The 13,465-nt window shown below is 45.6% G+C and carries 12 protein-coding genes; 9 read left to right on the top strand and 3 right to left on the bottom strand.

Translation table 11 applies throughout. From position 1 onward, the window contains the following. Positions 1 to 103: 103 nt before the first annotated feature. The gene (locus CLV25_RS01290; RefSeq protein ID WP_131837827.1) at positions 104 to 688 is read right to left on the bottom strand and encodes a Yip1 family protein; all 585 of its coding nucleotides are present in this window, start codon (positions 686 to 688) and stop codon (positions 104 to 106) included. A 198-nt stretch (positions 689 to 886) separates the two neighbouring features. Here CLV25_RS01290 and purL point away from each other — a divergent pair, with 198 nt between their 5' ends. The 3 genes from purL to CLV25_RS01275 all read left to right on the top strand — a co-directional run bounded on the left by purL (position 887) and on the right by CLV25_RS01275 (position 6,020). Beyond that, complete coding sequence (purL, locus tag CLV25_RS01285; protein WP_131838105.1) at positions 887 to 4,576, top strand: phosphoribosylformylglycinamidine synthase; 3,690 nt, start codon at positions 887 to 889, stop codon at positions 4,574 to 4,576. Positions 4,577 to 4,723: 147 nt separating this feature from the next. Further along, entirely contained in the window at positions 4,724 to 5,161 is a 438-nt protein-coding gene (locus CLV25_RS01280) for a MoaF-related domain-containing protein (RefSeq protein WP_131837826.1), read from the top strand. A 232-nt stretch (positions 5,162 to 5,393) separates the two neighbouring features. After that, positions 5,394 to 6,020, top strand: a complete 627-nt coding sequence (locus CLV25_RS01275; RefSeq protein WP_131837825.1) for a LysE family translocator — start codon at positions 5,394 to 5,396, stop codon at positions 6,018 to 6,020. Positions 6,021 to 6,098: 78 nt separating this feature from the next. On the opposite strand, the gene CLV25_RS01270 is transcribed toward CLV25_RS01275, so the two are convergent. Together CLV25_RS01270 and CLV25_RS01265 are read right to left on the bottom strand one after the other, a co-directional pair. Beyond that, the gene (locus CLV25_RS01270; protein WP_131837824.1) at positions 6,099 to 7,688 is read right to left on the bottom strand and encodes an Rne/Rng family ribonuclease; all 1,590 of its coding nucleotides are present in this window, start codon (positions 7,686 to 7,688) and stop codon (positions 6,099 to 6,101) included. A gap of 211 nt (positions 7,689 to 7,899) precedes the next feature. Continuing rightward, positions 7,900 to 8,193 carry an HU family DNA-binding protein gene (locus tag CLV25_RS01265; RefSeq protein ID WP_131837823.1) on the bottom strand — a complete coding sequence of 98 codons (294 nt, stop codon included), beginning with the start codon at positions 8,191 to 8,193 and terminating at the stop codon, positions 7,900 to 7,902. 136 nt (positions 8,194 to 8,329) lie between these two features. Here CLV25_RS01265 and mutY point away from each other — a divergent pair, with 136 nt between their 5' ends. The 6 genes from mutY to CLV25_RS01235 all read left to right on the top strand — a co-directional run bounded on the left by mutY (position 8,330) and on the right by CLV25_RS01235 (position 13,386). After that, entirely contained in the window at positions 8,330 to 9,412 is a 1,083-nt protein-coding gene (gene mutY, locus CLV25_RS01260; RefSeq protein ID WP_131837822.1) for an A/G-specific adenine glycosylase, read from the top strand. Between the two features lie 40 nt (positions 9,413 to 9,452). Further along, positions 9,453 to 9,887, top strand: a complete 435-nt coding sequence (locus CLV25_RS01255) for a single-stranded DNA-binding protein (protein WP_131837821.1) — start codon at positions 9,453 to 9,455, stop codon at positions 9,885 to 9,887. Positions 9,888 to 10,154: 267 nt separating this feature from the next. Next, positions 10,155 to 11,414, top strand: coding sequence for a gliding motility-associated protein GldE (gene gldE / locus CLV25_RS01250; protein ID WP_243649576.1), 1,260 nt, complete (start codon positions 10,155 to 10,157; stop codon positions 11,412 to 11,414). Further along, positions 11,401 to 11,997: a gliding motility lipoprotein GldD gene (gldD, locus tag CLV25_RS01245; protein ID WP_131837820.1), complete on the top strand. Its 597-nt coding sequence runs from the start codon at positions 11,401 to 11,403 to the stop codon at positions 11,995 to 11,997. Before gldE ends, gldD begins: the two co-directional genes overlap by 14 nt. A gap of 2 nt (positions 11,998 to 11,999) precedes the next feature. Continuing rightward, a complete protein-coding gene (locus CLV25_RS01240) occupies positions 12,000 to 12,647 on the top strand; it encodes a 4'-phosphopantetheinyl transferase family protein (protein ID WP_131837819.1) in 648 nt (215 codons plus the stop codon). After that, a complete protein-coding gene (locus CLV25_RS01235; protein WP_131837818.1) occupies positions 12,634 to 13,386 on the top strand; it encodes a geranylgeranylglyceryl/heptaprenylglyceryl phosphate synthase in 753 nt (250 codons plus the stop codon). Before CLV25_RS01240 ends, CLV25_RS01235 begins: the two co-directional genes overlap by 14 nt. Positions 13,387 to 13,465: the final 79 nt, after the last annotated feature.

Below are 13,465 nucleotides of genomic sequence, written 5' to 3'. Positions count from 1 at the left end.
CGGAATTTGACATCGTGATGACACTTTTTTTATCTGCGTTGCTCTTTTTAGTGTTTTAAATATAAGCAGTTGCCCGTAGGACATAAACTGTATTGGTATTCATTTACATTACATACTTAGTTACAAAAATTGCTGCGAAAATCGCCGATATTGCAATGGAAACCATGATTATCACCAGCAAGCTAATAAGGAAGTAGATGGGCTGCTTGTCTTCTGGGGTTTTCATCATAGGCTTAAGGCCAAGATAGAGGATGTAAAGCCCGTAAATACCCGCAACCATTTGTATAAATGCCAATGCCGGAAAGATGAGCACCACACCGGCAACTAGCGATGGGGTGTAGGAGTATACCACCAGCGTAAAGGCGCGTCCAAAGTTTTTCTCAGATCCAAATGATGGGGCAAGGAATCCTATCACCCAAGAGGCAAGGTACACCGCAAATATGGTAGATGCATATGATATTATGCCTTGGCGAATACCAAAGCTTATTGATCCTTCAATTTGGATTATCTTTCCGTACGAAGTTCCCATAATGCCGTAGCCGATAAAGGTGGCAGCTGCCGGTATTAGCGCCAGTACGAGGAGGTACTTAAAGAGCAGTTCCTGTGCAGGGGTGTCTTCGCTATCGATGGTTTGCCATTCCGTTTTTGGGGAGATGATGATTTGCTTAACACGTTCGAAGAGGTTCATGGTTTTGTGATTTTTGGTTGAACCTGCACAAGTTACGCCATCGGAATGACGAATGCATAGCTTTGTATTGGTTGAGCGTCGAATGATAATGCCCAAAAAGAGCTAACAAAGCCAATTGCGACACTAGAAAGATAAATTAGCATTGAGCCCTTGCCACAAATTGTTAACTTTGTGGGCATAATTCCAATCTACGGATCAATGATACTTTTCTTTAAGGGTACTTCTCCCGTTTTCTACGCAGTAGATGTAAAGCATCCTCTTTCGGATGAGGATATCGCAAAGCTTTGTTGGCTATTTGGTGATGCCACGGCAATAAAAGAGAGCGCGCTGAGCGGTTTCTACGTTGGGCCGCGCCGCGAGATGATCACTCCTTGGAGTACGAATGCCGTCGAAATTACTCAAAACATGGGAATTGGCGGCATTTTTCGTATCGAAGAACTTTTTGAAGTTGCCAGCGCCGATGCTCAGTACGACCACATGCTGCAGCGCCTTTACACCAATCCCGGACAGGAAATTTTTACCATTAACAAGCAGCCTGAGCCAATCTTGTACATCGAGAATATCGATGAGTACAACAAGATCGAAGGTCTTGCGCTTAGCCAAGAGGAGGTAGAATACCTTAACGACGTAAGCCGCCAAATCGGTCGCAAGCTTACCGACTCGGAGGTGTTCGGCTTCTCGCAGGTAAACTCGGAGCACTGCCGCCATAAAATCTTCAACGGTACATTTGTGATCGATGGAGAGGAGCAGGAAAAATCGTTGTTCCAATGGATCAAGCGTACTTCGCAGGAGCATCCTGGTCGACTAGTTTCGGCCTATAAGGATAACGTAGCCTTTATTGAAGGTCCAAAAGCCGAGCAGTTCGCTCCGGCAACGCACGATAAACCCGACTACTTTCAGGTAAAAGATATTGAAACGGTGATCTCGCTTAAGGCCGAGACCCACAACTTCCCAACCACTGTTGAACCATTCAACGGTGCTGCTACCGGAACAGGTGGCGAGATTCGCGATCGTCTTGCAGGGGGTAAGGGATCTCTTCCAATTGCCGGTACTGCTGTTTACATGACATCATACCCACGTTGCGAAGAAAATCGCGAGTGGGAGCAGGCTACACAGCCTCGCGAGTGGTTATACCAAACTCCAGAAGAGATTCTTGTAAAAGCATCGAACGGTGCCAGCGACTTCGGTAACAAGTTCGGACAACCGCTAATCTGCGGTAGCGTACTTACCTTCGAGCACTTCGAGAATGCCAAGAAGTTTGGCTTCGACAAGGTGATTATGCTTGCCGGTGGTGTTGGCTGGGGCAAGAAGGCCGATAGCCTAAAAGGTCACGCCGAAGTTGGCGATAAGGTTGTAGTAATGGGTGGCGATAACTACCGCATCGGTATGGGCGGTGGAGCTGTTTCGTCGGTTGCCACAGGCGAGTACGCCAATAGCATCGAGCTAAATGCCGTACAGCGCTCTAACCCCGAAATGCAGAAGCGCGCAGCCAACGCCATTCGCGCCATTGTAGAAAGAGATGAAAATCCAATAGTATCCATCCACGACCATGGTGCTGGTGGTCACCTTAATGCGCTCTCGGAGTTGGTTGAGGAAAAAGGTGGAAAGATTGATATAACTAAGCTGCCTGTTGGCGATCCAACGCTATCGGCAAAAGAAATTGTAGGTAACGAGAGCCAGGAGCGTATGGGACTTCTTATTAAGGAGAAGGATGCCGAGTGGCTTAAAAATGTTGCCGATCGCGAGCGTGCTCCAATGTATGTTGTAGGTGAAATCACCGGCGATATGCGATTCTCATTCGAGAATCCGCAAACTGGCGAAAAGCCAATTGACTTAAAGCTGGAGCACTTCTTCGGAAAGCCACCTCGTACCTTTATGCGCGATAACGCTAAGGTCGAGAAGTTCGCCGAGGTTGCTTACGATAAGGTAAAAATCCAGAGCTATATCGAGCAGGTTCTTCAGCTAGAGGCTGTGGCTTGTAAGGATTGGCTTACCAATAAGGTAGACCGTTCGGTGACAGGTCGTATTGCCCATCAGCAGTGCACAGGTTCGCTTCAGCTGCCGCTAAACAACCTTGGTGTTGTAACAATGGACTATCAGGGAGAGCGTGGTATTGCCACCTCAATTGGTCATGCGCCAGTAAGTGCCATGGTTGATCCTGAAAATGGCTCTATCCTATCGATTGCCGAAGCGCTTACCAACCTTGTTTGGGCTCCAATCGAGCAAAAGCTCGAGGGTGTATCGCTCAGCGCAAACTGGATGTGGCCATGTAAGAACGAAGGCGAAGATGCTCGACTATACAAAGCTGTAAAGGCCGTTAGCGACTTTTCTGTAGCTCTTGGAGTAAACATCCCAACGGGTAAAGACTCGTTATCGATGACCCAAAAGTATAAGGATGGAGAAGTAGTTTACTCACCCGGAACCGTTATTATCTCTACTGTTGGCGAGGTAACCAACATCCGCAAGGTGGTAAGTCCAGCACTCGAAAACGATACGAAGACTTCTTTAATATACGTTGACTTCTCGAAGAGCGCATTCAGTCTAGGTGGTAGTTCTTTCGCACAGGTGGTAAATCGCCTTGGAGAGGATACGCCAACCGTTGCAGATGCTGCATACTTCAAGACTGCATTCAACACATTGCAGAACTTGGTTGAAGAGGGTAAGATTCTTGCTGGACATGATATCTCTGCAGGCGGACTTCTAACTGCTCTTCTCGAGATGACCTTCTCGCACAACGGACTAGGATTAAAGGTTGATCTTTCTTCGCTAGGCGAGGCTGATGCAGTTAAGGTTCTCTTTAGCGAAAAGCCATCGGTGCTTATTCAGGTTGCCGATGTCGATGGTGTTACCGCAACGCTGAAGGCTGCAGGGTTGAGCTACGCAGTAGTTGGTGCGCCTGTTGCTGGTAGTGCTGTTGAGGTTGCCGTTAATGGAACTAACTTCTCGTTCGATATTCCATCGCTTCGCGATAAGTGGTTTAAGACTTCATACTTGCTTGATCGTAAGCAAAGCGGCGAGCAAAAGGCCAAAGAGCGTTTCGAGAACTACAAGAAGCAGGAGCGCCAGTATAAGTTTAACCCAAACTTTACAGGAACGTTTGCTCAGTTTGGTATCGATCCTAAGCGTAGAACACCAAGTGGCGTAAAGGCTGCCATTATCCGCGAAAAGGGCTCAAATGGCGATCGCGAAATGGCCTACTCGCTTTACCTAGCAGGTTTCGACGTTAAGGACGTTCATATGACCGATCTTATCACCGGACGTGAGACGCTCGAAGATGTGAATTTCATCGTATTCGTAGGAGGATTCTCTAACTCCGACGTTCTTGGTTCGGCAAAGGGTTGGGCAGGTGCATTCCTTTACAATCCTAAGGCAAAAGAAGCGTTAGATAAGTTCTATGCCCGTAAGGATACGCTTAGTTTGGGTGTCTGCAACGGTTGTCAGCTAATGGCCGAATTAGGTCTGGTTTACCCCGAGCATGAGCAGAAGCATAAGATGCTCCACAACGATACCCATAAGTACGAGTCATCCTTCTTAACCATAGATGTGCCAAAGAACAACTCTGTTCTGTTTAGCTCGATGGAAGGGCAGACTTTAGGTATTTGGGTTGCGCATGGCGAGGGTAAGTTCAACTTCCCATATGAGGAAGGTCGTTACAACATTGTTGCCAAGTATAGCTACGAACAGTTCCCTGGTAATCCAAACGGTTCTATGTACAATGCTGCAGGCGTAGCATCGGCAGATGGTCGCCATTTAGCCATAATGCCACACTTCGAGCGTGCAATCTTCCCTTGGCAGTGGGCACACTACCCATCGGCTCGCAAAAACGAAGAGGTATCACCTTGGATAGAGCCTTTTGTTAATGCACTTAATTGGATTAAGAAACACTAGATTTAGTATTCTTCCGAATATAAAAGCCCCGGCGAATTGCTGGGGCTTTTTTGTTGTATGTAAATGCTTTCGTTTAGCTTTTTTGATACTTCTGTTTTCAACATTGTTAGGTTAACGAGTGTTATTCATATAAAATAAACTAAACCAATGAAGGTTTTGCACCTACTTATAGGAGTCGTTCTTGTAGGAACCATCTCCTGTCAACAACAAAAAAAAGGAGAGGATAGAATTGTGGTAACCTCCGAAGAGTCCTCTGATTCTACAAGGGTAATTGGAAAACGCTTGCGGTTAACATATCCTGAGTACACCGTTTTTGAATCGTTTAAGTCCGATTCGACAATTACATGGACTAGTGTGAATATTGATGGTGAGCGGGAAGAGGGTAGTGAAAGTATAAGCTACTTTCTTGTTGAAGATAATATCCATTTTGTAGGATGGATTACTGCAAATGGGGATGTTGTGAGCCAGGTGCTTGATACAAAGGGTATGAAAGTTTATACAGTTGTTAGTAAACCTAGTGGCGTCAATAAATCAGTAAAGCGCAAAGGTGAAGTTCTAAGCGGTACAATTAAATTCTTGAAATAGTTTTCTTTCTATCCTAAAGGCTTGGTTTAATTCCAAGCCTTTTTTCTGAATATTGAACCTCTATTTTGAAACAATTTTAGACAAGAGAACATCGATATTCGTTCTTTATGGCGCATATGCTATACAAATTATAACATTCTAAATCTTAAAAACTATTGATGCGGTTTGTTAATTTGGCTCTATTTATAGATATTTGTCCGCTATGAAAAACACGTTACAACTGGCATAGAGCATGGAATTGATGCTACTCTTAAAAGGTATAATTGTAGGGTTGTTAGCGTCCATTCCGCTTGGTCCTATTGGCGTGTTGTGTGTGCAGCGGACAATAAATAAAGGTCGGTTATCCGGTTTTTTTTCAGGCATGGGTGCTGCTTTTGCAGACACTGTATTTGCGACAATCGCAGGGTTTAGCCTTACCTTTATAATGGATTTTGTAGAGGAATGGAAGATTGAGTTTCAAATTGGCGGGGGAATATTGATTTTTCTACTCGGTTTGAAAATATTTATGACCAATCCGATATCCCAAATGCGCAAGAATAGAAGGCAAAAGAATCGGTTGTTTGAGGACTTCGTTTCTGTATTTTTGCTAACTGTTTCGAATCCAATGGCAATTTTTCTTTTTGTTGCACTTTTCGCCTATGTGAATGTGGTTGCTGATGGCGAAAACTTTATGAGCGCAGGTGCTATTTTGGGAGGTGTGCTTTTTGGAGCTTCGTTGTGGTGGTTTACGCTTACCTCTTTTGTAAATATGTACCGAAAAAGGTTCCGCATACGACAGTTGTGGTGGATTAATAAGATCGCTGGAGCAGTAGTGATGCTGATTGGGATAGCAACTATTGTAGAACTTCTTTTTAAGTAGCTTTTTCTTTTTTTTTATTAATATTTTTTCTTTCATTCAAACAAAAAACGCCTCTTGCGAGGCGTTTTTTGTTATAGGTTATTCTTCTTCATCCGGTTTTTGTAGCATTGCTATGCTTTCCTGGGTAATTTGATCGCCATACTTGTCGTACAGCTTAAACTCCATATACGAGAATGATTGCGATTCGGCAATTTTAATGAAGCATTTGTACTTCCACATCCACTCGAATCGTTTAGAGAAAAATCCTTGTTTCAGGTATGCTGCAATGTATGGATGAACGATTAGTTTTATCCACCGAAGCTTACGCTCCTCTAAAAAGTAGGCCATCTGGTTTTCGATTTGCGTATCGAAAATAATGGCAGGGCTAATTTGACCGGTTCCTTGGCAGCTTGGACACTGTTCCGTTGTGTTGATGTGCATTTCTGGGCGAACCCGTTGACGGGTAATTTGCATTAGCCCAAATTTGGTTAGAGGAAGAATGTTGTGCTTAGCTCTATCGGTGGCCATTGCCTCACGCATCTTGTCGAAAATTTTCTGCTTATTCTCGTTTCCATGCATGTCGATAAAGTCAATAACAATAATTCCTCCCATATCGCGCAGCCTTAGCTGGCGGGCGATTTCCTGCACAGCAGTAGAGTTTACCTCAAGGGCATTGGCCTCCTGGTTGTCGAGCATCTTGCTGCGGTTGCCGCTGTTGACGTCGATAACGTGAAGCGCTTCGGTATGCTCAATGATGAGGTAAGCGCCGCTTTTAAACGAAACTGTCTTACCAAAGGATGCCTTTATCTGCTTGGATACCCCATACTGGTCGAAAATGGGAACGTTGCCCTTGTACAGCTTTACAATTTTTTCTTTATCAGGAGCAATGCTGCTGATGTATTCTTTTATGTCTTCGTAAACCGAATCGTCGTTTACGTAGATATTTGTGAAAGAACCGTTGAGCACATCTCGGAGGATGGCGGTTGTTCGGTTCATTTCGCTGAGTACTAAGCTGGGTACCGGGGTTGTTCGTAGCTTTTCGTAAACCATTTCCCACCTTCGGACAAGTTCCTTGAGCTCGGCATCAAGAACGGCTACCTTTTTCCCTTCGGCAGCGGTACGGACTATTACTCCGTAGTGTTGCGGTTTGATGCTTTCGAGAAGCTTTTTAAGGCGTTTTTTTTCCTCGTTCGAACTGATTTTTTGAGATACTGATATCTTCTCGGAAAATGGCATCAGAACCATGTTGCGTCCAGCAATCGAGATTTCTGATGTTAAACGAGGGCCTTTGGTGGAAATGGGTTCCTTCGCTATTTGTACTAAAATGTTTTGTCCAGGGGTAAGCTGCGAGGATATCTTCCCGTTCTTGTCGATGTCGTGCTCCATTTTCATGGAGTAGAAAGGGTTAGATTTGGGCTTGCGTGCTGTCGCCTGAATCAAAAATTTAGACAGAGAGCTGAATTGAGGTCCAAGATCAAGATAGTGGAGAAAGGCATCCTTTTCGTAACCAACGTCAACAAAAGCCGCATTTAGGCCTGGCATCAGCTTGCGAACCCTTCCGATGTAGATGTCTCCAACCGAAAAGCCTTCTTCGCGGCGTTCGTTATGGAGCTCAACGAGCTTTTTGTCTTCGAGTTGCGCTATGCTAATCTCAGCCTTGCTAACGTCAATAATAAGTTCGTTACTCACTTTTCTCCTTTTCTTACCTGTTTAATGAAACAAACCTAAAGAATCAAAAAGACTCTTTAGGTTTGATGTTCTTTTTAGGTTAATGGCTAGTCACCTATTTTTTCTTTTTGTGCCTGTTCTTTCTTAAGCGTTTTTTGCGCTTGTGAGTAGCCATTTTATGTCTCTTCCTTTTTTTACCGCTTGGCATGATTCTGATTATTTAAAAGGTTAACTATTTGCTCGATTTTACCGAAGTTTTCACCTTGCCAGTGAAGCTCTTAGCAGGCTTGAACGAAGGAATGTTGTGCTCAGGAATGATGATGGTAGTGTTCTTCGAAATGTTGCGAGCTGTTTTTTGAGCTCTCTTCTTAACGATGAACGAACCAAATCCTCTTAAGTAAACGTTCTTGTCCTTCACTAAAGAGTCCTTAATTGCCTCCATAAATGCTTCAACTGTCTTCTGCACAGTTACTTTCTCAATTCCGGTATTTTTCGAAATCTCGTTTACGATATCTGCCTTTGTCATGGTTAAAAGCTTTAATTATCAATCGTTTGAATTGTTATGCTTTATTCAGAATGCAAATATATATGATTTATATCTATAAATGAAACACATTTGGATTATTTTTGGTTGCTTTTTTTGCTTTTTCTAGTTGATACTTATGATATTCTCACAGGTTTTGGTTAAGTGGTATGCTGCTAACAAGCGAATACTACCTTGGAGAGAGACGGGGAATCCATACTATATATGGGTTTCGGAGGTGATTTTGCAGCAAACTCGCGTTGCTCAAGGGATTGACTACTATATTCGCTTTATAAATACCTTCCCAACGGTTTACGATTTGGCCCATGCCGACATCGATCGCGTACTGAAGGTATGGCAAGGTTTGGGCTACTATACTAGGGCTCGAAATATGCATGCAACCGCAAAGGAGATTGTGGACAATCATAAAGGTGCTTTTCCTCGAACATACCAAGAGTTAATCAAGCTAAAGGGGATTGGGGACTATACTGCATCGGCCATTGCTGCTTTTGCCTTTGGAGAGGCGGTAGCGGCTGTAGACGGCAATGTGTACCGTATTTTTGCTCGACTATTCGGCATTGATACTCCTATAGACACACAAAAAGGCAAGTTAGAGCTAAAGGTTATTGCGAATAGTATGCTTGACAGGGAGAATCCGGGGGTGTACAATCAGGCGATAATGGATTTTGGAGGAACGGTTTGTACTCCTAAGAGGCCAAACTGCTTTTCTTGCCCGGTAATGGAGATTTGCAGCGCTTTCCGAAACCGAAAGGTCGATCAATATCCTGTTAAATCGAAAACTATAAAAAAAACGGAGCGATACCTTACCTATATTATACCACAGAAGGGAAGTCAGACCTACATAGCAAAGCGCGTTAACGACGATATCTGGAAGTCGCTTTATGAGTTCCCTCTCATAGAGACGGATCGGCAGATGGAGGTTGACGAAATTGTCGAAACCGATAACTGGGCAAAGCTATTCGAGGGGAAAGCGGTTGATGTGCTCTACTTTTCGTCGCCAAAGAAGTATTTGCTGAGCCATCAACGCATTTTTGCCCGTTTTGTGGTTGTTCGAATGGATGAGGAATCGCAACTTTTGAAAGAAAAATTTTCGGCAATAAATTTGTCCGAAATCCACAACTACTCTACATCACGGCTTATCGAAGGCTTTCTTGCGGCGGAGCCTGTTGAAAAATATTTTAAAAAAAGCACGAAAGATTGAGTAATTATTTGTAGCTTAAGCGTGTAATTAATATTTAACCATGATTAATAAAGTAATTCTTGTAGGAAATGTCGGTGCCGATCCAGAGGTGAGGCGCTTTGACTCTAACACTCCGGTGGCTAATTTTCGTATGGCAACTAGTGAGACCTACACCGACAAGCAAGGGGTACGTCAAACTAATACGGAATGGCATAATATTGTAGCCTGGAGAGGATTGGCCGAGATCGTTGAAAAGTATGTGAAGAAGGGTTCTCAACTTTACGTTGAGGGTCGTTTGCGTACGCGCAGCTACGACGATGCCAATGGCGTTAAGAAGTACGTTACAGAAATTGTAGCGGATACCATGAAGCTCTTAGGTAGGCGCGAAGGCGAGAACCAGAACGATAGCTATTCGTATGGTCAGGCGAATTCTGCTGCAATTACTAGTCAGGTTGACGCGATTGAAGCAGAAGGCAGCGACGATCTTCCTTTCTAAGGCAGCGCTAAAAATGGAGCGTAGAGGGTGTCTCGTGCTAGCGATACCCTCTTTTTATTTTAAGGTGTAGAAGAAGCTTGCCTGTTATTCTACTGCTGGCTGGCTATTCCCCTGTTTTGCATTGGGGGCATTTTACACTATATTTGCTATGTGCGACATTCGTGGCTAGTTTAACTTAATATGAACGTTTTGGCTGATAGTTTCCCGGATAGTATGTCTTTGGGGTTCGTTGTAACCTATAATTCCTTTACAATTGAATTGGCTTTTTTGCTTGTAGCAATAATCCTTTTGCTCATTGTCTCTGGACTAATCTCTGGCTCCGAAATTGCCTATTTCTCCCTTACGCTTTCCGATAAAAACAAGCTTAACAAGAAAAATACGAAGTCGGGAGTAGAGGCCGTAAGGCTACTTTCCAAGTCAGATTACTTGTTGAGCACCATTTTATTTGCTAGGGGGATTTTAAATGTTGCTGTGGTTATTCTATCGGCGTACATAATTAATTCTATAGTAGATTTTGGGCAAACTCCGATATTGGGCTTCGTGTGCCAGATTGTGGTAATAGCCTTATTTCTTCTGCTGTTTGGGCAGATAATACCAAGGATATTGGCTGCGCATTATCCGGTTAAGTTTGTGCTTTTTATGGCTATACCGCTTTCGCTACTGGTGAAGGTGTTTAGGCCATTGTCGTATTTGCTGATTCGATCATCGAGGTTGTTTGGTAAGCGTATTCTGAGGAGATCAATTCATAATATTTCGATGAACGATCTTTCGGATGCCATAGACATTGCGGAACCAAAATCGCAGGAGAATAGGAGCATCTTGAAGGGAATCGTTGAGTTTGTAAATACGGAGGCTAGCGAGATTATGACTCCCCGACTAGACGTGGTGGGGGTTGATATATCGGCAAACTACGATGCGCTTAAAAAGGTTGTTTTAGAATCGGGGTATTCCAGAATCTTAGCCTACGACGACTCGCTCGACAACGTGAAGGGCATTTTATACATCAAGGATCTATTGCCTTACCTCGATGAAAAAAGCAGCTTTCGATGGGCATCCTTGATAAGGACTCCTTACTTTGTGCCCGAGAATAAGAAGATAAACGACCTGCTGGAGGAGTTTCAAACAAAGAAGATTCACCTTGCAGTGGTTGTGGATGAGTATGGGGGAACCTGCGGAATTGTTTCGTTGGAGGACATCCTTGAGGAGATTGTCGGTGAGATATCGGACGAGTCGGACTACGACGAGGAGAAGGACTACGTGAAGCTGGATGAGAATACCTACCTCTTTGAGGGGAAGACCCTGCTCAACGACTTCGTGAAGGTTTTTGAGGAGGCCGAAGATGTTTTTGCAGAGGTAAAGGGCGAGGCCGAAACGCTTGCCGGGTTGCTGCTGGAGATTAAGGGCGATTTCCTTCAAAAAGGGGAAGAGCTGGTTTACGGAGGCTTCACCTTTAAGGTAGACTCTATAGAAAAGCGTAGAATTAAAAAGGTAAAAGTTACAATACAGAATAAAGATGAAGAAGAGTAAGCGCTCCTATATATATTTGGCTCTTATGGTGGGGCTAGTTTCGCTGATTATGGAATCGTGTGGCGGGAACTATACGCCAAAGCCTAGAGGGTACTTCAGAATAGCCCTGCCCAAGAAGTCGTACGCGCTTTTCGATTCGACGGGCTTTCCCTACAGCTTCGAATATCCGAAGTACGCTAAGCTTGTTCCCGACAGGGAGGCTGGTGCTGAGCCCTACTGGGTAAACATCAACTTTAGAGGCTACAAGGCGGTGCTTCACCTTAGCTATAAGCGGATCAATAACGACCTGCCAACGCTGCTGGAGGATGTACATGCCTTTGTGTACAAGCACACCATTAAGGCCGATGCCATTCTCGAAACGGCCTACAGCGCTCCCGAGCGCAAGGTGTACGGAACGCTTTACGATATAGAGGGCAACGCGGCAAGCGCCCTTCAGTTCTACCTTACCGACAGCACCAAAAACTTTGTTCGCGGTGCGCTCTACTTCTATACCCGCCCCAACAAGGACTCGTTGGCTCCAGTTGTCGAGTACTTCAGGAAGGATGTGGTTCGGTTGGTGGATACCTTTAACTGGAGGCGATAGCAATGGCCATATCCTTTATCAGCAGAGACGAACGGCTGTCGGTTTACCTTTGGAAGATTGAGGAGGAGCTGCCGGATCTGCTGAGCAGCGCTGCGCTTACCGCCGACGAGCAGGCGCAGTACGATACCTTTAGGGCCGAGTCGCGCAAGCGGCAGTGGCTTACGGTTCGGGCGCTCGCCAATAAGGTCTTCGGGCGTAAGGCTACAATTACGTATAGCGCCATTGGTCGGCCTTCTTTGGAAACCGATGGCGAGTACATCTCCATCTCGCACGCCGATGCCTATGCGGCCATCGCCGTAGGGCCGATTAGCCGCATTGGGGTTGATGTGGAGAGCATCAACCGCAAGTACACCTCCATCCGTCATAAGTTTGTTGCGGATAGCGAGGCGGCCATCTTCGCCGCTAAAGGATTTGAGGCGAAGCTTTATCTACCTATTATATGGTGCGCCAAGGAGGCGGCCTTTAAGGCGGCCAACTGCAGCGATGTCGATTTTATCCGCGATGTGGTGGTTGATGGGGTAGCGGCCAACGGTGAGCTTTCGGCTGGCGAGGTGACGGTAAGGTTCAACCCGCTGGATGCAAGCGGCACCTTTAAATTCTCGATTTTTGATGATCATGTTATAGCATGGGGCGAGTATGACGGTATTTAAGAATATACAAAGCACCATAGGGCAGCGCCCGATGCTGGCGCTGCTGGTTGACCCCGACAAGGTGGGCGATGCAAGCGCGAGGGATACCCTTATTAATAGGATATCGAACTCGAAGGTAGATCTGGTGCTGGTGGGAGGAAGCCTCATCTTCTCGAGCGTTGACGATACTGTTGTGGCGCTGAAGCGGGGATGCGGGAAGCCTGTTGTGCTATTTCCCGGGCTGTCGTCGCACTTTACGCCATCGGCCGATGCCATCCTGTTCCTGTCGCTCCTCTCGGGGCGTAACCCCGAATTCCTGATCGGCAACCATGTGCACGCCGCTATCCCCATCATGAAAAGCGGCATCGAGGTTATCCCTACCGCCTACATTCTTGTTGATGGAGGCCGTACAACCTCGGTGGAGTACATGAGCAATACACATCCCATACCTGCCAACAAACCCGACATTGCGCTTGCCACCGCGGCGGCTGCCCAGCTGCTGGGCTTTCGGATGATCTACCTCGAGGCGGGTAGCGGCGCGCTAAACCACGTTCCGAAGGAGACCATCTTACAGGTGAAGCAGCATGTGAGCCTGCCGGTGATTGTGGGCGGGGGCATCCGTACCGAGGAGAGCCTATGCGAGGTGCTCGATGGTGGCGCCGATGTGGTGGTGGTGGGCACTGCCTTCGAGGAGGATGCGGGGCTGATCGATCGGTTTGCCGAGATCGTAAGCACAAGAAGTAGAAACGAGGAGCGTTAGGGCTCCTTTTTTTATGTGAGTTCGATGTGGGAATTGAACCCCAATAAATGGGTAGCAAAAGTTATAATCAGCGCGATTG

Source organism: Acetobacteroides hydrogenigenes, assembly GCF_004340205.1.
Taxonomy (GTDB): Bacteria; Bacteroidota; Bacteroidia; order Bacteroidales; family ZOR0009; genus Acetobacteroides; species Acetobacteroides hydrogenigenes.
The sequence above is the reverse complement of the archived record's forward strand: the minus strand, read 5'-3'. Positions and strand labels throughout refer to the sequence as shown.